General features: G+C 66.2%; 19 protein-coding genes. 9 read left to right on the top strand and 10 right to left on the bottom strand.

Features of this window, described 5'->3' with window-relative positions:
• Window positions 1-10: 10 nt before the first annotated feature.
• The 3 genes from J7643_11105 to J7643_11095 form a co-directional block, all read right to left on the bottom strand.
• Window positions 11-553 (bottom strand): DUF4142 domain-containing protein, encoded by a 543-nt coding sequence (locus J7643_11105; GenBank protein ID MBO9541126.1) that lies wholly within the window; start codon window positions 551-553, stop codon window positions 11-13.
• A gap of 105 nt (window positions 554-658) precedes the next feature.
• A complete protein-coding gene (gene lon, locus J7643_11100) occupies window positions 659-3,082 on the bottom strand; it encodes an endopeptidase La (GenBank protein ID MBO9541125.1) in 2,424 nt (807 codons plus the stop codon).
• 135 nt (window positions 3,083-3,217) lie between these two features.
• Window positions 3,218-4,465: a mechanosensitive ion channel gene (locus J7643_11095; protein ID MBO9541124.1), complete on the bottom strand. Its 1,248-nt coding sequence runs from the start codon at window positions 4,463-4,465 to the stop codon at window positions 3,218-3,220.
• A gap of 184 nt (window positions 4,466-4,649) precedes the next feature.
• Here J7643_11095 and J7643_11090 point away from each other — a divergent pair, with 184 nt between their 5' ends.
• The 6 genes from J7643_11090 to J7643_11065 all read left to right on the top strand — a co-directional run bounded on the left by J7643_11090 (window position 4,650) and on the right by J7643_11065 (window position 10,320).
• Complete coding sequence (locus tag J7643_11090) at window positions 4,650-5,630, top strand: fumarylacetoacetate hydrolase family protein (GenBank protein MBO9541123.1); 981 nt, start codon at window positions 4,650-4,652, stop codon at window positions 5,628-5,630.
• 12 nt (window positions 5,631-5,642) lie between these two features.
• On the top strand, window positions 5,643-6,767 hold the full coding sequence (locus J7643_11085) for a homogentisate 1,2-dioxygenase (protein MBO9541122.1): 1,125 nt from the start codon (window positions 5,643-5,645) through the stop codon (window positions 6,765-6,767).
• A complete protein-coding gene (locus J7643_11080; protein ID MBO9541121.1) occupies window positions 6,764-7,390 on the top strand; it encodes a flavin reductase family protein in 627 nt (208 codons plus the stop codon). The genes J7643_11085 and J7643_11080 overlap by 4 nt, the downstream gene beginning before the upstream one ends.
• A 31-nt stretch (window positions 7,391-7,421) precedes the next feature.
• The gene (locus tag J7643_11075; GenBank protein MBO9541120.1) at window positions 7,422-9,290 is read left to right on the top strand and encodes a hypothetical protein; all 1,869 of its coding nucleotides are present in this window, start codon (window positions 7,422-7,424) and stop codon (window positions 9,288-9,290) included.
• 117 nt (window positions 9,291-9,407) lie between these two features.
• Entirely contained in the window at window positions 9,408-9,602 is a 195-nt protein-coding gene (locus J7643_11070) for a hypothetical protein (protein MBO9541119.1), read from the top strand.
• 163 nt (window positions 9,603-9,765) lie between these two features.
• Window positions 9,766-10,320 (top strand): hypothetical protein, encoded by a 555-nt coding sequence (locus J7643_11065; protein MBO9541118.1) that lies wholly within the window; start codon window positions 9,766-9,768, stop codon window positions 10,318-10,320.
• Here the strand turns inward: J7643_11065 and J7643_11060 are convergent.
• The gene (locus J7643_11060) at window positions 10,317-10,697 is read right to left on the bottom strand and encodes a holo-ACP synthase (protein ID MBO9541117.1); all 381 of its coding nucleotides are present in this window, start codon (window positions 10,695-10,697) and stop codon (window positions 10,317-10,319) included. The two genes, J7643_11065 and J7643_11060, sit on opposite strands and share 4 nt — an antisense overlap.
• Window positions 10,694-11,830 (bottom strand): pyridoxal phosphate-dependent aminotransferase, encoded by a 1,137-nt coding sequence (locus J7643_11055; GenBank protein ID MBO9541116.1) that lies wholly within the window; start codon window positions 11,828-11,830, stop codon window positions 10,694-10,696. The genes J7643_11060 and J7643_11055 overlap by 4 nt, the downstream gene beginning before the upstream one ends.
• A 120-nt stretch (window positions 11,831-11,950) precedes the next feature.
• Here J7643_11055 and J7643_11050 point away from each other — a divergent pair, with 120 nt between their 5' ends.
• Both J7643_11050 and J7643_11045 read left to right on the top strand, forming a co-directional pair.
• Complete coding sequence (locus J7643_11050) at window positions 11,951-12,598, top strand: superoxide dismutase (GenBank protein ID MBO9541115.1); 648 nt, start codon at window positions 11,951-11,953, stop codon at window positions 12,596-12,598.
• A gap of 130 nt (window positions 12,599-12,728) precedes the next feature.
• Window positions 12,729-14,888: a cAMP/cGMP-dependent 3',5'-cyclic-AMP/GMP phosphodiesterase gene (locus tag J7643_11045; protein MBO9541114.1), complete on the top strand. Its 2,160-nt coding sequence runs from the start codon at window positions 12,729-12,731 to the stop codon at window positions 14,886-14,888.
• A gap of 54 nt (window positions 14,889-14,942) precedes the next feature.
• On the opposite strand, the gene J7643_11040 is transcribed toward J7643_11045, so the two are convergent.
• Both J7643_11040 and J7643_11035 read right to left on the bottom strand, forming a co-directional pair.
• On the bottom strand, window positions 14,943-16,259 hold the full coding sequence (locus J7643_11040; protein ID MBO9541113.1) for a LysM peptidoglycan-binding domain-containing protein: 1,317 nt from the start codon (window positions 16,257-16,259) through the stop codon (window positions 14,943-14,945).
• Window positions 16,260-16,409: 150 nt separating this feature from the next.
• Window positions 16,410-17,471 carry a class I fructose-bisphosphate aldolase gene (locus J7643_11035; protein MBO9541112.1) on the bottom strand — a complete coding sequence of 354 codons (1,062 nt, stop codon included), beginning with the start codon at window positions 17,469-17,471 and terminating at the stop codon, window positions 16,410-16,412.
• Between the two features lie 175 nt (window positions 17,472-17,646).
• On the opposite strand from J7643_11035, the gene J7643_11030 reads away from it, so the two are divergent.
• Window positions 17,647-19,047 (top strand): aspartate ammonia-lyase, encoded by a 1,401-nt coding sequence (locus J7643_11030; GenBank protein MBO9541111.1) that lies wholly within the window; start codon window positions 17,647-17,649, stop codon window positions 19,045-19,047.
• 96 nt (window positions 19,048-19,143) lie between these two features.
• On the opposite strand, the gene J7643_11025 is transcribed toward J7643_11030, so the two are convergent.
• The 3 genes from J7643_11025 to J7643_11015 all read right to left on the bottom strand — a co-directional run.
• Window positions 19,144-19,872 carry a glucosaminidase domain-containing protein gene (locus tag J7643_11025; GenBank protein ID MBO9541110.1) on the bottom strand — a complete coding sequence of 243 codons (729 nt, stop codon included), beginning with the start codon at window positions 19,870-19,872 and terminating at the stop codon, window positions 19,144-19,146.
• Between the two features lie 134 nt (window positions 19,873-20,006).
• Window positions 20,007-20,579 (bottom strand): glucosaminidase domain-containing protein, encoded by a 573-nt coding sequence (locus J7643_11020; protein ID MBO9541109.1) that lies wholly within the window; start codon window positions 20,577-20,579, stop codon window positions 20,007-20,009.
• A gap of 359 nt (window positions 20,580-20,938) precedes the next feature.
• The coding region (locus J7643_11015) for a hypothetical protein (GenBank protein MBO9541108.1) at window positions 20,939-21,784 on the bottom strand (846 nt) is incomplete at its 5' end.

The raw sequence follows: 21,784 nt of genomic DNA, 5'->3' as shown, positions 1-21,784 counted from the left end.
GGGCGGGCATCTAGCCGGGGAGCTGCTCGGCGAGCTTGAGGTGCTCCTTGAGCGTTGGCAGCGTCTTGGTGGCAAAGTCCTTGAGGTCGGCATCCTGGCCCTTGGCGATTTCTTCCTCGAAGAGCTTGATGGCCTTTTCGTGCCCCTTCACCATCGCTTCCCGATAGGCGGTGTCGAAGGCTTTGCCCGTGAGTTTGGACAGGCGCTCGTAGAGGGCCTTGTGCTCGGCGTCGAGGTCCTTGGGCAGCGTCATCCCTTTCTTCGTGGCGATCGCCGTGAGCTTCTCGTTGGCCATGGAGTGGTCCTGCTCCATCTTGCGGCCATAGTCCTTGACGGCCTGGGAGCCGCCGTTCGCCTGCGCGAGCTTGCCCAGAGCGACCTCCGCCATGTTGACCACGGCGACCTTGTTCGCGAACATCGCGTCCATGGCTTCGGTGCGCGCCTCGAGGACGCCGAGCTGAGCGCGCGAGACCGGCTCTTGGATGCCCGTGCCGCAGGCCGCCAGTAGCAGGCTCATGGCCCCGAGGACGAGCGCACGATTCGAATGTTTCACCACCGACATCCTCCTAAGCATGCAAGGCCCAGGCCTGTGCCGTGGGCCGCTGTGCTCCTGGAGTCTACCCCGAGAAGAAAGAGGGGTTGCTTTGTTCAAAGCCGTTCAAGATGCGGGCGTTTTTGAGGCGCCAAGGCGCTGACTTGAGCGAGGGGGCACGCCCGCGGGCTTCTCGACCTTGCGCGGCGCCGGGCACAGGGCGCTTGCGAGCACCTCGTCCACCGTCTCGACCAAAACGAGCTTCATCTCGCGCAGCAACTCGGCTGGGATGTCCGCGAGGTCCGACTCGTTGTGACGCGGCAGGATGACGGTCCGGATCCCGGCGCGGCGGGCGGCGAGCACCTTCTCCTTGATGCCGCCCACCGGCAGCACCCGGCCGCGCAGGGTGATCTCGCCGGTCATGGCGACCTCGGGCAGGACCAGGCGGCCGGTGGCGAGGCTCGCGATGGCGGTGGCGATGGCGATGCCCGCGCTGGGGCCGTCCTTGGGGATGGCGCCCGCGGGCACGTGCAGGTGCACGTCGTTGGTGCGGAAGTAGTCCCCGGGGATCCCGAGGGCGCCGACCTTGCTCCAGACGTAGGAGAGCGCGGCCTGGGCCGATTCCTTCATGACGTCGCCGAGCTTGCCCGTCAGCCGGAGCTGGCCGGTGCCGGGGTTGGCGGTCGCCTCGATGAAGAGGATGTCGCCCCCCGCCTCGGTCCAGGCGAGCCCCGTGGCGATGCCGGGCAGGTCGGGCCGCTCGGCCTCTTCGGGGAAGAAGCGGCGCTTGCCCAGGTACTGCCGGGCCTTGGCCGGGGTGATGACGATCCCGCGCTTGGGCAAGGTGCCCGTCGTCAGCTCGACGGTCACCTTCCGGCAGATCGAGGCGATCTCGCGCTCCAGGCTGCGCACGCCCGCTTCGCGGGTGTACTCGCCGATGAGGGTGCGGATCCCCTCGGGGGTGAACTTCAGCTCTCGGGGGCTCAGCGCGTGCTCCTTGAGCTGCTTGGGGACCAGGTACTGCTCGGCGATCGCGACCTTCTCCTCGGCGGTGTAGCCCGAGAGCTGCAGGACCTCCATCCGGTCGCGCAGTGCCGGCGGCACCGGGTCGAGGAGGTTGGCGGTGGCGATGAACAGCACCCGCGACAGGTCGAAGGGCACGTCCAGGTAGTGGTCGCGAAAGTCGCGGTTCTGCTCGGGGTCGAGCACCTCCAGCAGGGCCGAGGCCGGGTCCCCGCGGAAGTCCGCCCCGAGCTTGTCGATCTCGTCGAGCATGAAGACCGGGTTGTTGGACCCGCAGCGAGAGATGGCCTGGATGAGCCGTCCGGGCATCGCCCCGATGTAGGTGCGGCGGTGGCCGCGGATCTCGGCCTCGTCCCGCATCCCCCCCAGGCTCATGCGCACGAACTTGCGGCCCAGAGAGCGGGCGATGGATTGCCCGAGCGAGGTCTTGCCCACCCCGGGCGGGCCCACCAGGCAAAGGATGGGGCCGCGCAGGCTGGTCTCGCCCAGGCGGTCGTGCTTGAGCTTGTAGACCGCCAGGTATTCGAGGATCCGCTTCTTGATGAGGTCCAGGTCGTAGTGGTCCGCATCGAGGATCTCGCGGGCGCGCTGGATGTCCAGCTGGTCCGGGGTGGCCTGGTTCCAGGGCAGGGCGACGATCCAGTCCAGGTAGGTGCGGATCACCGTGTGCTCGGCGGCCCCCGGCGGCAGCTTCTCGAGGCGGCCCAGCTCGCGTTCGGCCTCCTTGAGGACCTCGGGGGGAAGCCCTGCCTGGTCGATCTTCTCGCGCAGCTCGCTGACCTCGGCGATGCGCTCGTCCGACTCGCCCAGCTCCTTCTGGATGGCGCGCAGCTGCTCGCGCAGGAAGTACTCCTTCTGGGTCTTGCCGAGGGTGCTCTGGACCTGGTTCTGGATGGAGGCGCCCAGCTGGTGCAGCTCGACCTCGGCCGTGAGGATCTCGCAGAGCTTGTCGAGCTTGGCCTTGGGGCCCTCGGCCTCGAGGAGCGCCTGGCGCTCGGCGAGCTTGAAGTGGAGGTTGAAGGCCAGGAGGTAGGTGAGCTTGTTGGGGTCCTCGATGTTGAGGGCGATGGTGACGAGCTCCTCGGGGAAGCCCTGGAGGTTCTCGCCGTAGCGCTGCAAGAGCTGGGTGGCGTTGTGCATCATGGCCTCGACCACCCGATCGCGCGCTTCGACATCGGGCATGGGGGTGACGTCGGCGACGAAGTAGGGTTCTTCTTGGGTGTAGGGACCGATCTTCACCCGCTCCAGGCCCTGGACCATGACTTTGAGGGTGTTGCTCGGCAACTGGAGCATGTGGTGGATTTTGCAGAGGGTCCCGATCTCGTACAGGTCGGCCGGGGTGACCTCTTCGCGCTCCATGTCGCGCTGGGTGGCGATGGTGATGGCCTCGCCGCTCTCGACCGCGTCCTGGATCAGGCGCAACGACATCTCGCGCCCGACGGTGATGGGCACGACCACCCCGGGGAAGACGACCATGTCCCGCACGGCGAGGACCGGTGTGGAGGTGGGGTAGCTCTCGTCGAACATGGGGACCTCCCCTCGCTCACCAGATGCGCGCACCCCATGCTGACGCCCCGGCTCCTTTCAAGGAGCACGCCGATCGCACGAAGATCCGCGAGGGCCTTCGTGCATCAGGGGCTAGCTCCGCTGCGGGGCGGCTGCTCAGGCGCTGTGGTGGCGGGTTTGCTCGAGGGTGGTCACGCCGAGCCGGGTCTTGGGGCGGGGCATGGGCTGGCCGCCAGGCGCGAGGGCGTTCTCGCCCAGCACGTCCAGGAGGTTGACGTGGAAGCGCGAGGCGACCACCTCGGGGGTCTGGCCTTTGAGGACCCGGCCGTGCAACTCGTAGCGGATGACTTCGTCCTCGAGCTCCGAGACGAGGCATTCGGGCATGGGCTCGTCGCTCAGGCCCTGGGTGCGCAGGGCGGCCTCGACGACGATGGCCTGGGCCAGGTCGCGCGAGACGGTGTAGGCGAGGCGGATGCTCACCTTGAGCTCGGCGAGGCTGGGGGCGGCAAGCAGGGCCGCGCCGCGGCGCAGGATGCTGCTGTTGGGGATCAGGCGCTCGCCGTGGTGTTCGGTCTCGAGCCGGGTGAAGAGGTGGCCGACGGCCTTGACCCGCCCGGCGAAGCCGCCGACCCGCACGTGGTCGCCCACCGTGTAGAGCGCGTTCCACTTGACCACGAGGCCGCCCGCGACGTTGCCGAGGGACTCGGCCGAGGCGATGAGGGCCATGGCCCCGAGGGCGACCAAGGTGATGGTGACGGGCAGCGAATAGGCTCCCGGCAGGTACGAGAGGGCGCTGGCGACCGAGCCGATGGCGACCGCCACCGAGGCGACGCCGCCCGCCACAGCGATCAGATTGGGGTTGAGACGCGAGTTCTGTTGCCCGAGCAGCTCGGCGAAGCGCGAAGCGCCCCAGGTGATGAGCCAGGCGGCGATCGTGCCGCCCAAGAGCACCCCCAGCGCCGCCAGCAGGTTCTTGGCGATGGCGAGCCCCGAGCCGAAGGGATTGCCCTCCTTGGCCGCGCGGGCCTCGGAGGCCGCCGCTTCGAGGCGCTCTTCCCAGGTCTGGGCCAGCTCCTCGCGGCTGGTGCCGGCGCTCACGGCGTCCGACTCGGTCACGGTCAAGAGGGCTTCGTCGCCGAGCATGACGGCGGGGCCCCGGCGCAGGCGCTCGACGCGCAGCGCGGTGATGGCGGTGGGGTCGGCGAGCCACTGGTTGAGCTTTTCGGTGACGCGCATGGCGCGCTCTCTGCCCGAGAGGCCGTTGCCGTCGCCGAGCGAGAAGACGCTCTTTCCGCCCACCAGGACGGCTTCTTGCGGCGCTTCGGCGCGGGCGGGAAGGGCGAGGGTCAGGGCGGCGGCGAGGACGAGGCCACCCAGGATGGCCGCATTCGGTCGATGGCGCATGGATTCACCTCTCGTGAAAGTCGTGAGGGTATCGTAACAGCCCGTGGGAGGGCGTTTCCGTGTTCCTTGCACACTTTATGTTCGGGGGTTATGTTGACTGGCGGAGTGGGAAACCAGCGTGGTAGCATGGAAATGGGCGCCAGGCCTCGGTGTCAGGCGCGTTTCCCCTCACCGGAGGTCCTGTTTGAAGCTCGTCACTTTTGAGGTCGCCACCCCCCTCGGCCTGATCAATCGGCTCGGAGCGGTGGTCGGCGATCGCATCCTCGATCTCAACGCCGCCTACATCGCCGCCCTGCCCGAGCTCTCGCGCGAGGCCGCCGGCCGCTTTGCCGACGTCTACTTCCCGTCCGACATGCTTCGCTTCCTCGAGAGCGGCGCCCTCGGGATGGAGGCTGCCCGGGCCCTGCTCTCGCGCTTCGTGGCGGGCACGCTCGCGCCGCGCGCGGATGCCGGCGCCCTGTTCTACTCGGTGGACGAGGTGCGGCTCTTGAGCCCCTTGACCCGGGCGAACATGCTGCGCGACTTTTTGGCCTTCGAGGCCCACACCAAGCGCGGCTACGAGCGGCGCGGCCAGGAGATGCCCCAGCTCTGGTACGAGCTGCCCGTCTACTACAAGGGCAACAATCGCTCGCTGGTGGGCCCCGACGTGGACATCCAGTGGCCCTCCTACACCGAGAAGTTCGACTACGAGCTCGAGATCGCCTGCGTCATCGGCAAGGAGGGCCGCAACATCCCGGTCGAGAAGGCGCACGAGTACATCGCAGGCTACTGCATCCTCAACGACTTCAGCGCGCGCGACGCCCAGATGCAGGAGGTGCAATTGCGCCTCGGGCCCGCCAAGGGCAAGGACTTCGCCACTGGCATCGGGCCGTACCTCGTCACTCCCGACGAGGTGGGCGATCCGCGCAACCTGCGCATGACCGCGCGCATCAACGGCGAGACCTGGTCGGACGGCAACTCCGGCACCTCGCACTGGACTTTCGAGCAGATGATTGCCCACGTCTCCCGCGAGGAGACGATCTACCCCGGCGACATCTTCGGCTCGGGCACCGTCGGCGGCGGCTGCGGCTACGAGCTGGATCGCTGGGTGCAGCCCGGCGACGTGATCGAGCTTGAAATCGAGAAGCTCGGCACGCTCCGCAACCGCGTCGTCCGTCAATCGTAAGGGAGGAAGACCGTGTATCCGCAGTCAAAGGGGAAGGCGACCACCCAGGCCCACGTAGGGCTGCCCGAAGGCACCTACGAGGACGAGCACGGCCGCAAGGGCTTCTTCGGCCGGGTGTCGCACCTGTACCACACCCACCAGCCCACCGACTGGATCCGCATCGAAGGGCCCCTCAAGCCCCGCGCCCTCGACACGGCCAAGCTCACGCCCTCGGATGCGACCGACGCGCTGCGCGGCCTGCCCGAGACCTTCATGTACAACGACGACGTGGCCCTCAAGATCTCGCGCCTGAACGAGCCGATGCCCTACTGGCTCCGCAACGCGGACGGGGACGACGTGATTTTCGTGCACCGCGGCGAAGGGACGCTGGAGTGCGACTTCGGCGTGCTCGACTTCGAGCGCGGTGATTACCTGGTGATCCCCAAGGGCACCACCTATCGCCTCTTGCCTCGCACCACGGACAACTTCTTCCTCTTCATCGAGTCGAAGGGCGAGATCACCCTGCCCGATCGTGGTCCTCTGGGGCCCAACGCCGTCTTCGACTGGAGCGTCCTCAAGAGCCCTGAGCCCGCTCCGGTGCTGGATGCGCCCGCGGGCGAGTACGAGGTGCGCATCAAGCGCGAAGGCGTCTTCACCTCGGTCTTCTATCCCTACCACCCGATGGACGTGGTGGGCTGGAAGGGTGATCTGTCGGTCTGGAAGCTCAACGTCCGGGACATCCGTCCGGTCATGAGCCACCGCTACCACCTGCCCCCGAGCGTGCACACGACCTTCCTCGGCGGCAACTTCGTCATCTGCACCTTCGTGCCCCGGCCCTTCGAGAGTGATCCCGAGGCCATGCGGGTGCCCTTCTACCACCGCAACATCGACTACGATGAGGTCATCTTCTACCACGACGGTGACTTCTTCAGCCGCCAGAACATCGGGCCGGCGATGGTGACCTTCCACCCGGCGGGCATCCACCACGGGCCCCACCCCAAGGCCGCCCAGAAGGCCGCGGGCAAGGAAGCCACCGACGAGATCGCCGTCATGGTCGATACCAAGAACCCGCTCAAGCTGACGGACTCGGCGCTTGCGACCGAGTGGGCCGAGTACCACCTCAGCTGGCGCGTCACCCCGGAGGCGGCTACCCGATGATCATCGACCCTTCGACCCTCAACCACCAGGAGGCCTACAAGCTTCTGAACGGCTCGGTCGTGCCGCGCCCCATCGCCCTGGTCTCGACCGTCTCGGCCAATGGCGAGCGCAACGTGGCGCCCTTCAGCTTCTTCAACGTGGTCGCCTCGGATCCCATGGCGATCAGCTTCTCGGTAATGCGTCGGGGCACAACTGGGAATAAGAAGGATACGATCCTCAACATTGAGGAGACGGGCGAGTTCGTCGTCAACGTGGTGACCCAGGCCATCGCGGAGCAGACGAACCAGACGTCGGCCGATTTCTTCGCGCGCGGGGTGGATGAGTTCGTGGAGGCGGGTTTCACGCCCGTCCCGAGCGAGATCGTCGCAGCGCCGCGAGTGGCGGAGTCGCCGATCAACATGGAGTGCAAGGTCCTCCAGCTGGTGGACCTCGGCGATCGCCCGGGCTCTGCGACGTTGGTCATCAGCGAGGTGGTTCGCTTCCACATCTGGGATTCGCTCTACCAGCAGGGACGCATCGACCCGGAAAAGCTCCAGGCGGTAGGCCGCATGGCAGGAGCCGCCTGGGTGCGGACCGGGGATACCTTCGACCTCATCCGCCCCGTTCAGCCCGTTTCGCCCTAGTCTCGTCAGCACTCAACCCAAGGGGGACCCTATGAAGCGTAGCAACGGCATGCGATCGCTCATCATGACCATGCTGTGCCTTTCCCCCTTGGCGCTCGCGGCGTGTCCCGCCCCCGTCTCGCCCCGGCCGACCACAGGTCAGCCGGGCGATTTGTTGCCGACCAAGGCGCCTGTCCAAGCCCTTATGAACGTCAAAGGGGTCGCGGTGGCGCCTTACGCTCAGCTGACGACGGTCGCCCCGCTCACGACGGTCGCGCCCCTGACCACGGTGGCGCCTTACCGGGTGGCGGGGTACGAGGCGCTGGGACAGCAGGGGCTGGTCCCGAACGCCCGGATCACCGTGCTCGACGGAGCCTTGCAGCCGGTCACTGGGATCGAGGGAACCCGAACCGACGCCCAGGGCCAGTTCGCCCTGAAGCTGCCCGAGGGGCGCTCCTTCATCCTGCGCCTGGAGTTCGGCGAGGCGCAGCAGATCTCTCTCTTGGCCTTCGTGAAGGTGGGGGAGGGCGGGATCTCGAGCCTGAAGCTGGACGTGCCGAGCACGCTCGCGGCCCACATGCTGCTCGATCGCATTGCCGAGCGCCCCAGCCTCCTCGAGGCTTTCGGCCAGGCGGAGGTGGAGCAGGTCCGCTCCGAGATCATCGCACGCCTGGACACGAACGATACGCCCGACCTGACCAAGCCCGAGTCGATCTCCCAGCGGGTCGAATTGCTCGCAGAGCGCATGGCCGGGGCCGAGACCAAGCTGAGCGAGCTGGAGAAGAAGATCGAAGACCTGCTCCAGCAGCCTGAACCCACGCCGACCCCTACCCCCAGTGCCACGCCGAGTGCGGATCCCACCGCGGAGCCGACGCCGAGCACGGATCCGAGCCCCGGAGAGTCGCCGAGCGCAGAGCCGACGGTGGAGCCAACGGCGTCGCCCACGGCGTCGCCCACGGCGTCGCCCACGCCACCGCCCTCCAACCTTTCCGCCTTCTCGACGCTGCCGGTCGCGCTGGCTTCGACCGGACGGCATGGGCACGTCACGTTTGCGACCGATAAGTACCTTTACGTCCTCGGGGGCGTTTCGAGCAACGTGGTCCGAGATACCATCGAGCGGGCAGCCATCAAGCCAGATGGGACGCTTGGCTCCTTCGAATCGCTCAACGCCCAGAAGCTGGCGAGTTCCAGGCGAAACGCCGCCTCGGCCGTCATCGGCAACTATCTCTACCTGTTCGGCGGCCGAAATGGCGTCGGGATCCTCGATACGATCGAACGCGCCGAGATCAAGGCTGACGGTACGCTGGGGCCTTTCACGCAGCTCGCCCTCAAGATGAAGGCCTCGCGACGGGCGCACACGGTCGCCGTGGTCAAGGATTACCTGTACGTATTCGGCGGTGAGGGGAACGTCTCGTCGGCGCCTCAGAGCGTCGAACGCTCCCTCATCTCCTCGGGGAATCTGGGGACGTTCTCTTACGTTCCGGGCGTCACCTTGAAGGAGGCGCGCCTCTTCCACACGGCCCACGCGATCGGGAACTACCTGTACGTCCTCGGTGGCGGGAACGCCCGGTACGAGCGCGCGGCGATCGCTGCGGATGGGACGATCGGCGCCTTCGACTACGTCGGCCAGGCCGCGTTGACGTTGCCCCGCAGTTACCATACGAGCCGGGTGATCGGTCAGTACCTCTACGTGCTGGGCGGCAAGAACGGAACCAGCAGCGAGGCGAGCGTGTCCAGCATCGAGCGCGCGCCGATCGCCTCGGACGGCTCGCTTGGCGCTTTCTCGCTGCAGGCCTTGGCCCTGCCCGCGCCGCGGATGTGGGCGTCGAGCGTGCTTGCGGGTGATCGCTTGTTCGTGGTAGGCGGATCGGCGAACGGCAGCAGCGAGGTGAATACGGTCTATTCGGCCAAGGTCGAGTAGCGATCAGGTTTTGCTGGGGCTCCTAATCCAAATTTAACAAGTCTTTGATGGGCGTTTGTCACAATTTCGCAACCGCCCGGGTACAAAGTATCTGTCGTATTGGAAGGGAGGGCTCTCATGGCGCGTCGTACCATTCGTTCGAACCGTTTCCGCCAGCCCGTGGCGATCGCCGCGACGCGTCAGCTCGCCCGTCCCAACAAGCTCGCGATCGCGGGCCTCGGCGCGGCCACCGTGGCGGCGGCCTTCGTGAGCCCCGTCCTGTCGCTCGGCCTGGTGGGCTTGATGCTCTGGCAGGCATTCCGCGCAGACTAGTCTTCATCATCGTTTCGGGCAGGCCGCGAGGCCTGCCCCTTTTTTCGCGTCCGAAATGCCTGAAGTAGAGCAACAGCGCTCGCTTGGGTATAAGGTTGCTAAGGAACAAAGGGGTTCCTGGTCACTGGCTGCAAAGCCGGTGAAGGCAACGAGGACGATGCACATGGCGATCACGAAGACCACCTTCCGGCTTTCCCAGCGCACCCTGACAGGCCCTGAGGCCATCGAGCTCACCCTGATGGCGATGCGCGAAGTGTTGCCCTACTGCGACATCGACTGCGTTCAGCTGGACCGCCAGAAGTTCCCCATCAACTTCGCTCGCTATCCCCGCGCCATCTGGGAGCAGCTCCTCTCCAAGCGGGAGTGGCATTCCAAGCTGATCTACCACCTCGCCAACAGCTTGGCCGAAACGGATCACGCCAAGCGCATGACCCAGCAGGCCGAGTTCGCGCGCCTGGTCACGGCGACCGACACCCATGTGACGGTGCACGGCACCATCCTCTACGAGAGCGAGAGCACCCCCGTCATGCTCCAGGAGCGGGGCCTGCCCATGGCCCGGGCCTTCGGGTGCGAGTTGCAGGTGGACGCCTTCACCGAGTACATGAAGCAGACCCTGCGCGACGGGGGACACCCCGAGGACGAGAATCTGCAGCGCGAGCTGTACCAGAGCATGCCGCTCGCCGATGCGGTCGAGCGTGGCAGCGCGACGCTCCCTTAGTCTTCCAGGATGACGTAGGCAACGGCCTCGCGCTCGCCGTGCGTGAGGCTCAGGTGCGCGGTGCGCACGCCGCGTTCGGCGGCGATCGCCCCTGTGCTGCCGTGCAGGACGAGCACGGGGCGCCCCCCCTTCTCGCGCTGGACCTCGATGTCGGTCCATTTCATGCCGGGTTTCCAGCCGACCCCTAGCGCCTTGATGAGCGCTTCCTTGGCGCCGAAGCGGGCCGAGAGCGAAGGGGCGGGATCCTTGTGACGTTCGCAGTAGGCGATCTCGTCAGGGGTGAAGACCCGCGCGAGGAAGGGCGCGCCCCGGCGTTCCACCACGCCGCGCACGCGCTCGATGTCTACCAGATCGATCCCAATTCCGAGGATGCTCATGGCCGCGCGCCCGCCATGGGTGAGGGAGCTGGCGCCAACTGTCGGAGGCCTTCCTCCAGCCGAGTGAGCGCGGCGTCGAGGGTGGCCGGGTCCCGATGTCCGAAGCCGACCCGCAGGGCGCCCGGATAGCCCAGGGTGCTGCCCGGTAGGCAGAACAGGTCGAACTCCTCGCGCAGCTGAGCGGCGAGTTGCCGATCGTTCGACGCCTGGGGCCAGATCAGGGTGACGACACCCACCGGCGGCACGACGCCTTCGAGCAAGCCTTTCATCTGTTCCAGCCACGCGCCGAAGCGGCGGCGGTTGCGCTCGGCGATCGCCTGGTTTGCTTCGAACAGCTCCTCGCGTCGGGGCCACAGGGCCTCGATGACCTGTTCGCTGAGGCGGCTGACGCAGCAGGTGGCGTACTCGTGATAGGGCAGGCAGGCCTGTAGCGCCTGGGAGCGGGTGGCAACCCAGCCGAGCCGCAGGCCCGGCAGGCACCAGCGCTTGGAGACGGCGTTGGTCACGATGGCGCGATCGCTGAGCGCGACGGCACTCGGGGCGAGATCCACCCCCACGCCCCGGTAGATCTCATCGACCAGGAGATGCGTCCGAGGGCGAGCCTCGACGAGGCGCGCGATCTCCCGCAGGGACTTCTCGTCCAGGCAGCGGCCGGTGGGGTTGTGGGGGGTGTTGAGCACTACCAGGCGGGTGGAGTCGTCGATGAGGGCTTCGAGCGCCGCGATATCGACCGGCTCGTAGGGATCGGGGCTCAGGGTCCAGCGCCGCACCTCGGCGCCCAGCTCGGCGGCGAGGTCCGCGAACTGGTAGTAGAGCGGGTCCTGCAGCACCACGCTGTCGCCCGGGCGGATCATGCCGCGCAGCACCGTGTGGTTGGCCTCGGTCGCACCGGCGGTGAGGAAAATCTGCTCGGCTTCAAGGCCCAGCTCGGCGGCGATGAGGGCGCGCAGGGAGTAGGAGCCGGGCGTCGGCACGTAGCCGTACTCGAAGGCCCCGGGGCCCCAGCCCTCGGGGAAGTACGGGGCGAGATCCGCGCCCTTCCAGGTCTGGACCATGGTGCTGCCCAGAGAGTGGGCGGCACCGGCCTCGTATCGGTTGAACCAAGCTTCGAGCGAAGGAGTTTGCAGCGACATGCCTGCCATGCTAGCAAACGCCTGCTTTGCGGGCAATCGGAACGCTTGCTTGACGCCCCCCGAGCAGGGGTTGATAATGATTTCTATCCGTACTTTTTACCTAGTAAGGAGACGTCATCCATGACGACCGCCACCGCCACTAAATACGAAGTTATCAACTACGACCTGACCGGTCTGGTCGGCCTCTCGGACGAGCAGATCGCCCAGCACAAGACCCTCTACGCCGGCTACGTCAACAACACCAACAAGTTGAACGACGAGCTCTCCAAGATGGTCGCCGAAGGCAAGGCTGATGGGATGGACCCCCACTTCGCCGAGCTCAAGCGCCGTCTCGGCTTCGAGTACAACGGCATGCGCCTCCACGAGTTCTACTTCAGCAACCTGAAGCCGAACGGTGGTGAGCTGCCCGCCGGCTCCGCCCTTGCCAAGGCCATCGAGGCTAGCTTCGGTTCCGTCGAGAACTGGAAGAAGGACTTCATGGCCGTCTGCAAGATGCGCGGTGTGGGCTGGGCCATCCTCTGCCAGGATCCCCACACCGGCAAGCTCGCCGACAACTGGGTCACCCTGCACGAGGACGGCAACTTCGCCGGCTTCAACCCCATCCTCGTCATCGACATCTGGGAGCACGCCTTCACCGTCGACTACAAGCCGACCGAGCGTGCCAAGTACCTGGATGCCGTCTTCCAGAACATCAACTGGGCCAAGGTCGAGTCCCGCCTCGTGAGCGGTGAGGCGATCGCCAAGGCTCGCCAGACCGTCCAGATCTAACTCAGACGCCACTGGCGCCGGGCCTCCTTTGGGGGCCCGGTTTTTTTTCCAACTAGCCCGCTTTCAATCCGGGTATTGTAGTGATCAGAAGCCACTGTTTCGACGCGCACGGGTAAAAGGAGCCGCCTGGATGGGGACCGCAAACCGTTTGGAACTGCTGCCGCGAGGCGGCGCGCTCGTCGAGACGTCGGCAGGCGGGATCCAGTTCGGCGCGGTGCCTGAGACCATCAAGGACACCATGCGCCACGAGGGCGGGGTGCCGCGGATCTTCGTCATTCCCACCCGCATGTTCTCCATCGAGCGCGGCATCAGCTTCGCCGACCTCGAGTTCCCCATCTACTTCAACTTCTTCGCCAAGCGCCGCAAGATCGTCGTCGTCTGCGACGCCGCCCAGCGCCGCCTCCTCGCAGGCATCCTCAAGGAGGCCATCTTCGGCCCCTCCAAGATCGACCTGGCACCCGATCTGCCCGCGACCCGCCCAGCGGTCTCCGTGCCCGATCTCGCGGCCGAGCTCGCCTTCTTCCGCCAGCACCCGTACCGCCCCGGGACCGAGATGGCCCTCGACGACATGGTCTCGTTCGTGACCTTCGATGCGGCGGGCGAGGCCCGGGTCGAGGGGGTGACGGTGCGGCGCAAGCCGTGTGGAACCTTCGAGGTGGATGACCACGGGGCCTGCGTGGCGACCATCGGCGCCGAGCTGGACGTGCCGCCGGCAGCAAGCGAGTTGACGGACGAGCCAGCCCCCTTCACCCCACCCCACTTCGGGATCACCTTCATCGGGACGGGGCACGGCTTCGACCCCACCACCAAGACCTCGGGCTGCATCCTCTGGCTCAATGGCCGCGGCATCCTGGTGGATCCGCCGGTGGACTCGACCGAGTGGCTCAAGGAGCGCGGGGTCAACCCCAAGCTGATCGACAGCCTCATCCTCACCCATTGCCATGCGGATCACGACAGCGGCACCCTCCAGAAAATCCTGGCCGAGGGCCGGGTCACGGTCTACACCACCCGCACCATTATGGGCTCGTTCGCGCGCAAGTATCGGGCCCTCATCGGCCTGGACAAGCGGCGTTTCGAGGACCTGTTCGACTTCGTGCCCCTGACAGTGGGTGAGCCGATCCGCATCGGCGCCGGCGAGTTTTGGTTCCATTACACCCTGCATTCGGTCCCGGCCGTGGGCTTCGAGCTCTACTGCGGCGGCAAGAGCCTCGTCTACACCTCGGACACCCTTCACGACCCCGTGACCATCACCCGCATGCACGCCGAAGGCCGCCTCAGCGATGCCCGGCGCGACGAGCTGCTCAACTTCCCGTGGCACCACGACCTGGTCATCCACGAGGCGGGGATTCCCCCCATCCACACCCAGGCGAGCTACCTCGAAACCTTGCCCGAGGACGTCAAGCGCCGCATGCTCCTGGTCCACACCCAGAAGAAGGACCTGCCCGCAGGCTCCATGCTCCAGGTGGCCCCGACGGGCCTCTCCGAGACCGTGACCCTAGAAGCCGAGCCGCCGCGCACCACCGAGGCCATCCGCCAGTTGGACGTGCTCGCGCGGGTGGACCTCTTCAAGGGCTTCTGCATCGAGAAGGCCGGCGAGTTTCTTGGCATGGTCAAGACCCTGGAGTTCAAGGCCGGCGAGCGCATCATCACCAAGGGGACACCAGGCGATCGCTTCTACATGATCCAGTCGGGCCAGGCCGTGGTCCGGGATGGCCGCAAGGAGCCCAAGGTCTACGGGCCCTACGACTACTTCGGCGAGACGGCGATCATCCTCGATGCGCCGCGCACCGCCGACGTGGACGCTGCTAGCGACCTGAAGGCGCTCGCCCTGGAGCGGCACGACTTCCTGTACTTCTTGCGCGGGTCGGCGATCGCCAACGCCCTGCGCCACCTGGCCCAGATGCGCAAGCTCGACTCCTGGGAACTCCTGGATGGCAGCAAGGCCTTCGGCAGCCTCACCGCCACTCAGATTACCCAGCTCCAGACCTTCATGCGCAACGAAGCTCCGCCTGCGGGCAGCTTCCTCTCGCACGAAGGCGAGCCGCAGCGGGATTGCTTCCTGGTGGGCGAAGGCGAGGTGGAGGTGCTGAGCGAAGGCCGCTTGCAGGCGACCGTCGGCCGGGGCGCCTTCCTGGGCGAGATCCCCCTGCTCTACGGCTCGGGCAAGCAGACCTATTCCTATCGCCTGCGCACGCCGGGGGTAGTGTACCGTCTCGGGCGCCGGGAGCTTGCCGACTTCCTCAAAAAGAACCCCGGTCTTCACCTGAGACTTTCGAGCCAGCGCTACTAATAACGCTCCGACGCCCCGACCGAGAGGTCGGGGCGTCGGACGTCGAGGGGGGATTTACTTCCAGATCTCGGCGAAGCCGCGCGGGTTGACCGAGTAGCCGGTGGCGAAGTGATTGAGCTCGGCGTCGCTCCAGCTGGTGATGTTGGGCCGCCAAGGATCGCAGACGATGAACCGACCGTCGTTCTGGATGCCGGCGATGTAGACGAAGTGACCGCCCTGGCCCGAGATCGACCCGTTGAGGACCACACCGTGGCCGCGGTTGAGAGCGGCACGCACGCTGCCGGCCGAGGAGTCCCCGACGAACTGGGCCTGAAGGCCGACCTTGCGCGCTGCGCTCGCGACGAGCGAGGCATTGCCGGGAAGGCCGACATTGGCGTTGGCGCCCGTCAGGCGGATCGCCTCCTGGACGGTGTTCTGGTTCGCAGGGCGCACGCCGAACGCGGCCATGGCCATGGTGAGGCTGGTCGGCGCGCAGCTCCAGCCGTTGGGCTGCTGGATGTAGATGGCGCCTCGGTTCGTGTTGCGGCCGCTCGAAGGGGCGACCGCGGCCGGGGCCGGCTTCGCGGCAGCGCCCGAAGGCAGCTTGAGGGTCATGCCGCCCTGGATGACGTTGGGGTTGGGGCCGATCACGTCCTTGTTGAGCTGGTAGATCTCGCCCCAGCGGTTGCCGTCGCCGAGGTAGCGCTGGGCGATGCTCCAGAGCGAGTCGCTGCCCGAGACGGTGTGGGTGCCGCCGGTCGCGGGCTTCGGCGCGGGCGGGGCCGCAGGCTTGGGGGCTGGCGTCGGCTCGGCGGGCTTGGCGGCGCCACCGGGCAGCTTGAGGACCTGACCGGCGTGAATGACGTTGGGGTTTGGCCCGATGACGTCCTTGTTGAGGGCGTAGAGCTCGGGCCACCGAGCACCGTCGCCGAGGTGCTTCTGGGCGATGCCCCACATGGTGTCGCCATCGCCCACGGTGAAGGTCGGGCCCGCGCTGGGCGCAGGAGCAGGAGGCTTGGCCGGCGCAGGGGCGGCGGGCTTTTTGGGGCTTTCGGCTTTGGGCGGCTCCTGAGGCTTGGCCGGAGCCGGATTCGGCTTGGCAGCTTCAGGGGGCTTTGCCGGTGCGGCAGGCTGCTGGGGGGCAGAGGGCCGGAAGGCGCGCAGGCGGCCGAGAAGATCCTGCATGTTGTCGACGAGCTGCTCGTACTGCTGCTTGCTCAACGGAGCGCTCGGCAAAGCAGGAGGCGTGCCACCGATGTAGACGTCCTGTCCCAGGCCGACAGGGGCGCTCGGCAGGCTGGCGGGGGGCACCACCGCTGGCTGCATCACCGCAGGGCGGAAGACGTGCGAGGTGGTATTGGCTTGGACGCCGGAAAGCAAGTTTTCGAGCATGGCAACCCCTCTGCATCGATGCGTTAGAGAGTTATCGCCAGCCGCTAGGGAGATCTTCTTATCTTGAATTTAGTATTAGGTAAAAATTCGAGTTTGCTCCACCGCAGCGAAAAGGGCCGCCCCGAGGGGCGGCCCTTCGTGCGATCGGTTTTAGGCGATCGTGACGTCCTTGCTGAGGTAGACGTCCTGGATGGCGTTGAGGATCTGGACGCCCTCGATCATGGGGCGCTGGAAGGCCTTGCGGCCCGAGATGAGGCCCATGCCGCCGGCGCGCTTGTTGATGACGGCGGTGCGGACGGCCTCGGCCAGGTCGCTCTCACCCGACGAGGCGCCGCCCGAGTTGATGAGGCCCGCGCGGCCCATGTAGCAGTTGGCCACCTGGTAGCGGGTCATGTCGATCGGGTTCGCGGTGCTGAGGTCCGAGAAGACGCGCTTGTCGATCTTGCCGAAGTTGAGCGCCTGGAAGCCCGACTCGAAGACCTCGGGGAGCTTCTGCTTGATGATGTCGGCCTTGATGGTGACGCCCAGGTGGTTGGCCTGCGCCGTGAGGTCCATGGCCGTGTGGAAGTCGGTGCCGTCCTTCTTGAAGCCGGAGCTGCGGGTGTAGCACCAGAGGATCGTGGCCATGCCGAGCTCGTGGGCCATGTCGAAGGCCTTGGCGACCTCGACGATCTGGCGGCGGGACTCGGGCGAGCCGAAGTAGATGGTCGCGCCGACGGCCGCAGCGCCCATCTCGTAGGCGTCACGGATGGTGCCGAACATGACCTGGTCGTAGGTGTTGGGGTAGCTCAGGAACTCGTTGTGGTTGATCTTGACCACGAACGGGATCTTGTGGGCGTACTTGCGGGCGACCGAGGCGAGCACGCCGTAGGTCGAAGCGACCGCGTTGCAACCGCCCTCGACGGCGAGCTTCACGATGTTCTCGGGGTCGAAGTAGATGGGGTTGGGCGCGAACGAGGCGCCGGCGCTGTGCTCGATGCCCTGGTCAACCGGCAGGATGGAGACGTAACCGGTCCCGCCGAGGCGCCCGGTGTTGAAGATGCGCTGCAGGTTGTTGAGCACGGGCAGGGGACGATCCGAGGGGATGAAGATCCGGTCCACGAAGTCGGGGCCGGGCAGGTGCAGCATCTCCTTGGGGATGTGGGTGCTCTTGTGCTCAAGCAGGCTCTTGGCGTCTTTGCCGAGCAGTTCTTCGATACGGTTGGCGGTCAGGGTTTCGTTCAATGGAGAGCCTCTTTCTCAAAGATGACAGGGCGTTATCGCAAAGCGACTTCCTCTGCCCATGATAGCGGATTTCATCGCTTGTCGCATCTCGGTGGGCGCGCATGTTGCTATACTGCGGCGCGAGAGCGAACGGGGACGACGAGCGGAGGGTGCTGCCATGGCCATGTCCCAGGAAAGCCGCATCGAGCGGGACTCGTTGGGGGCGATCGCCGTGCCGAAGAACGCCTATTGGGGCGTTCAGACCCAGCGTGCGATCGAGAACTACCCGATCAGCGGCCTGCGCACGGATCCGGCCCTGATCGACGCGCTGGCCGTCATCAAGCAGGCGGCGGCCCGCGTCTTCGGCTCGCTTGGCATGCTCTCGCCCGAGAAGGCGGACGCCATCGACCGCGCCGCCCAAGAGGTGCGCGACGGCGAGTGGGACGACCAGATCGTGGTGGATGCCTTCCAGGCGGGGGCAGGCACCTCGCTCCACATGAACGTGAACGAGGTGATCGCCAATCGCGCCAACCTCTTGATGGGAGAGGAGCTCGGCTCTTACGCCGCGATCCACCCCAACGACCATGTCAACAAGGGGCAGTCCACCAACGACGTGATCCCGACGGCCATGCGCCTTGCGGCCCTGGAGCTTGCCGAGGTGCTGGACGCGTCGCTCGAAGAGCTGCAGAGCGTGCTGTGCGGCAAGGCCGTCCAGTTCGACCGGGTCGTCAAGGCGGGGCGCACCCACCTCCAGGACGCGGTCCCGATCCGGCTGGGGCAAGAGTTCGACGCCTACGCGAGCGCCGTGGCCCGCGCGCGAAAGAACCTCTGGGCCGCGGCCGAGGACCTCAAGGTGCTCGGCATCGGGGGCAGCGCCGTGGGGACGGGCCTCAACACGCCGAGCGAGTACCGCCAGAAGATTCTCGGCGAGCTGCGCCAACTGACGGGTCACGACGACCTTCGCGCGACCGACGACTACTTCGAGGCCATGCAGAGCATGGCGGTCTTCACCGCCTTGTCGGGAGCGCTGCGCAACCTCGCCATCGAGCTGGGGCGCATCGCCAACGACCTGCGCCTGATGAGCTCGGGCCCCCGGACCGGCCTGCACGAGCTGGTCCTGCCTTCGGTGCAGCCGGGGTCCTCGATCATGCCGGGCAAGATCAACCCCTCGGTTCCCGAGATGCTCAATCAGGTCTGCTTCCAGGTCATTGGGTGCGACGCCACCGTCGCGGCGGCAGCCCAGGCGGGCCAGCTCGAGCTGAACGTCATGATGCCCGTCATCGCCTACAACTTGCTCTTGGCCGAGCGCATCCTGGCGAACGCGGTGGATGTCTTCACCGATCGCTGCGTGGAGGGGATCGAGGCCGACGTGGCGCGCTGCAAGGCCTACGCCGATACGTCGGTGGGCCTGGCGACGGTCCTCAACCCGGTGATCGGCTATGCGGCGGCGGCCGAGGTGGTCAAGGAGGCGGTCGCGAAGGGCCTGCCCATCCCGGCGGTGGTCAAGGCCCGGAGCCTGCTTTCAGAAGATCAGGTGGGGCGTGTCTTCTCCACGCCGGCCTTGACGGAGCCCTATACGCTCTAAGCGCACCAAGCAAAACCAGGCATGTGACGACTTCAGGCCGCCTTGGGCGGCCTGAGCGTCTGCGGCTATCGTGGCAGGATATTTTTGTGAGGCGCGCTAGATCAGGTCCTGGTTGCGCATGATGCTGATGAGCTTGCTTGCGTACTTGGGGTCGGTGGCGTAGCTGCCCTGCAGGGCGCGCGCGAAGGCGACGGGATCGGATTTCGCGGCGACGGCGCGGGGGTGCATGCCGTTGTGGATGACCTTGGCGTATGCCCTGAAGGCCTCTTCGAAGCTTCCGAACTTGGCGAAGCCGTCGCGCATCCGGCGCCAGTGTCCCCGGACATGCTCCTTGGTCGAGACGGAGACGCTACCGAGCGAGCCTTCGCCCTTGATCCCGAAGACGTTGTACTTGCCGATGGCCGAGCGGCCCCAATTGGATTCGAGGGCGGCCTGGGCGAGGATGGTCGCGGCGGGAATGCCGTACTGGTCCTCGATCTTGAGCGCGGCCGGCAGCATTTCCTTCAAGAATTCGTTGGAGGGTTGGGGCGTCTCCTCGACGCTCGCGGCGGCGGCTGCGGGCCGGGTGTTGCTCAGCAGGAGGCGATCGCCCTGGCCCTCGGGGCGCGCCGGCTGATGCACCCGATGGCCCCGAAGGCCTTCGGCGGGCCGTTCGGCCTTGGCGGACGAGAGGGCGATCTGATCGCCCGGCAGCTTCAGGCTGTCGCCGGCCTGGATCTTGTGGGGGTCGCGGATGCCGTTGAGGCGCGCGATCGCCTTGACCGTCGTGCCGAAGCGCTTGGCAATGGTATCGAGGTTATCGCCGGTGCGGATGGTGTACGACATAGTCTTGGCCTCTGCTGCGTGTCATTGGACTGTTAACTAGCACTCATGTCATCGCCAAGATCCGCCCCAAAGATTCTGAAGGGAAGCTTAAGCTTCGCGGGAAAGAGGTTAAGTTTGGATGATCGGCCAAGGCCTCAGAGCAGGCCCTGGCTGCGCATGATCTGGATGAGCTTGCGACCGTAGCCGGGATCGGTGGCGTAGGTGCCTTGCAGGGCCTTTGCGTAGCGCTGAGGGTCGGATTTCGCGGCGACGGCGCGAGGATGCTTGCCGTTGTGGATGAGCTTGGCGTACGCCGCGAAGGCCTCTTCGAAGCTCGCGAAGTGGGCGAACTCGGCGAAGGTCCTGATGGCCTTGCCGTTGACGTATTCCCGGGTGGCGACCTTGATGCTGCCCTTGGATCCCTCGCCCTTGATCCCGAAGACGTTGTACCTGCCGATGGCGGCGCGGCCCCAGTTGGATTCGAGGGCGGCCTGCGCCAAGATCACCGGGGCGGGCAACCCGGTTTGACGCTCGATCTTCAGGGCCGCCGCGTGCATCTCCTGGATGAAGCGATGCTGCGGCTGGCTAGAAGCCTGGCTGCTGAGCCGCAGGAGATCGCGGGCGAGGCGCGGGGGTTGTGCCTGGGGGCCTTCAGCCGCCGCAGCGGGCGCCTTGCGGCGTGCAGGAAGTGCAATCCCTTGTTCGCCTTTGCGGATGGCGTTCGACATGGCAAGCACCTCCTGACAGTGTTTATTGAATTATATTCTATTAATCGTTTTAAGGTCAATAACTCAATCTGTCGGAGTTTCGGCTTGGAGGCTTGGATGGCTGGGTATAATACGGCGGGCACCTGCTCGCACCGCCTAGATCCGAAGGAGAATACAACGATGGCCGAGGCGCTTCTCGTAACATTCACGTGCCGGTCATGCGGCCATGAGTTTCAGCACCAGTCGCAGGACTTCACCCTGAAGCTCAAGGACATCCAGTGTCCCGAATGCTTCTGGTCGCCTAGCGAAATCCGCTAGCCCTGCAACGAAGAGGGCGCACCGCCAACGGCGGTGCGCCCTCTTTGTGCTTGTCGTCGTGCCTAGATCTGGTTGAACCACATGTCGTTGACGAGTTGCTCCTGACCGTTACGGACGAAGGAAGCCTCGCTGGTGATGCTGTTGCCCGCCGTGTCGGTCTTGTCGACGGCCTTGCCGCCGAGGGGCATCTTGGTGATCCCCAGATCGGAAGGTTTGACCATCTGGTTGGAACCGTCGCCGTTGGAAACCATCATGGTCATGCCCTTGGCTTCGAGGGTCTTGATGTCGCTGGCGTCGAGGTAGCCCTTGCTGGTGTCGATGCCGGCGTACTGGGCCTCGGCCTTGAGGGTCTCGAAAGCGTCCTTGTGCTTGACGCCCTTGGAGTCGACGGTGTCGATCGGGCTGTTGCCCATGGCGAGCACACCGTCGCCCTTCTCGGCCCACTTGGTTGAGGTGGCGCCGTCGACCTCGATGCCGTGCTGATCGACCGTGGCGTTGGTGTCGCCGTCGCCGTTGAGGTCGAAGACCAACGGATCGCTCTTGACCTTGGCGACGGCCTGGTCGGGGCTCTCGCCCTTCGCGATGGCGTTCTTGAAGACCTCCACGTTGTGATCGGTCGGATTCGGGATGCCCGCCGCCTTGAGCAGCTCCTTGACGGACTTGACCTTGATGGGTGAGACGTCGATCTCGCCCTTGAGCGCCGCATCGCGCTTGCGATAGATCTGCTCCAAGAGCTCGGGATCGATCGGCAGCGGCTTGTTCTCGATGGTCACCGTCGGGTTCTGGTCGTGGGCGGTGACGGTGGGCGTCTCGGTGACGTGGTCGGTGGGACGGACGGTGTTGGGGGTGTTGTTCGCGGCCTGGCTGTCGAGGTCGAGGAGCCACATGTCCTGTGCGAGCTCGGTCTT

This window comes from bacterium (assembly GCA_017744355.1).
Classification (GTDB): domain Bacteria; phylum Cyanobacteriota; class Sericytochromatia; order S15B-MN24; family UBA4093; genus JAGIBK01.
Note: the sequence above shows the minus strand (reverse complement) of the source record. Positions and strands in the feature narration are given on the sequence as shown.

Coding starts and splice junctions, on each gene's coding strand:
- J7643_11065 (MBO9541118.1), top strand. CDS start 9,766: ATGGCGATCACGAAGACCACCTTCCGGCTTTCCCAGCGCACCCTGACA.
- J7643_11070 (MBO9541119.1), top strand. CDS start 9,408: ATGGCGCGTCGTACCATTCGTTCGAACCGTTTCCGCCAGCCCGTGGCG.
- lon (MBO9541125.1), bottom strand. CDS start 3,082: ATGTTCGACGAGAGCTACCCCACCTCCACACCGGTCCTCGCCGTGCGG.
- J7643_11050 (MBO9541115.1), top strand. CDS start 11,951: ATGACGACCGCCACCGCCACTAAATACGAAGTTATCAACTACGACCTG.
- J7643_11040 (MBO9541113.1), bottom strand. CDS start 16,259: ATGCTCGAAAACTTGCTTTCCGGCGTCCAAGCCAATACCACCTCGCAC.
- J7643_11080 (MBO9541121.1), top strand. CDS start 6,764: ATGATCATCGACCCTTCGACCCTCAACCACCAGGAGGCCTACAAGCTT.
- J7643_11095 (MBO9541124.1), bottom strand. CDS start 4,465: ATGCGCCATCGACCGAATGCGGCCATCCTGGGTGGCCTCGTCCTCGCC.
- J7643_11030 (MBO9541111.1), top strand. CDS start 17,647: ATGTCCCAGGAAAGCCGCATCGAGCGGGACTCGTTGGGGGCGATCGCC.
- J7643_11045 (MBO9541114.1), top strand. CDS start 12,729: ATGGGGACCGCAAACCGTTTGGAACTGCTGCCGCGAGGCGGCGCGCTC.
- J7643_11075 (MBO9541120.1), top strand. CDS start 7,422: ATGAAGCGTAGCAACGGCATGCGATCGCTCATCATGACCATGCTGTGC.
- J7643_11060 (MBO9541117.1), bottom strand. CDS start 10,697: ATGAGCATCCTCGGAATTGGGATCGATCTGGTAGACATCGAGCGCGTG.
- J7643_11055 (MBO9541116.1), bottom strand. CDS start 11,830: ATGTCGCTGCAAACTCCTTCGCTCGAAGCTTGGTTCAACCGATACGAG.
- J7643_11020 (MBO9541109.1), bottom strand. CDS start 20,579: ATGTCGAACGCCATCCGCAAAGGCGAACAAGGGATTGCACTTCCTGCA.
- J7643_11025 (MBO9541110.1), bottom strand. CDS start 19,872: ATGTCGTACACCATCCGCACCGGCGATAACCTCGATACCATTGCCAAG.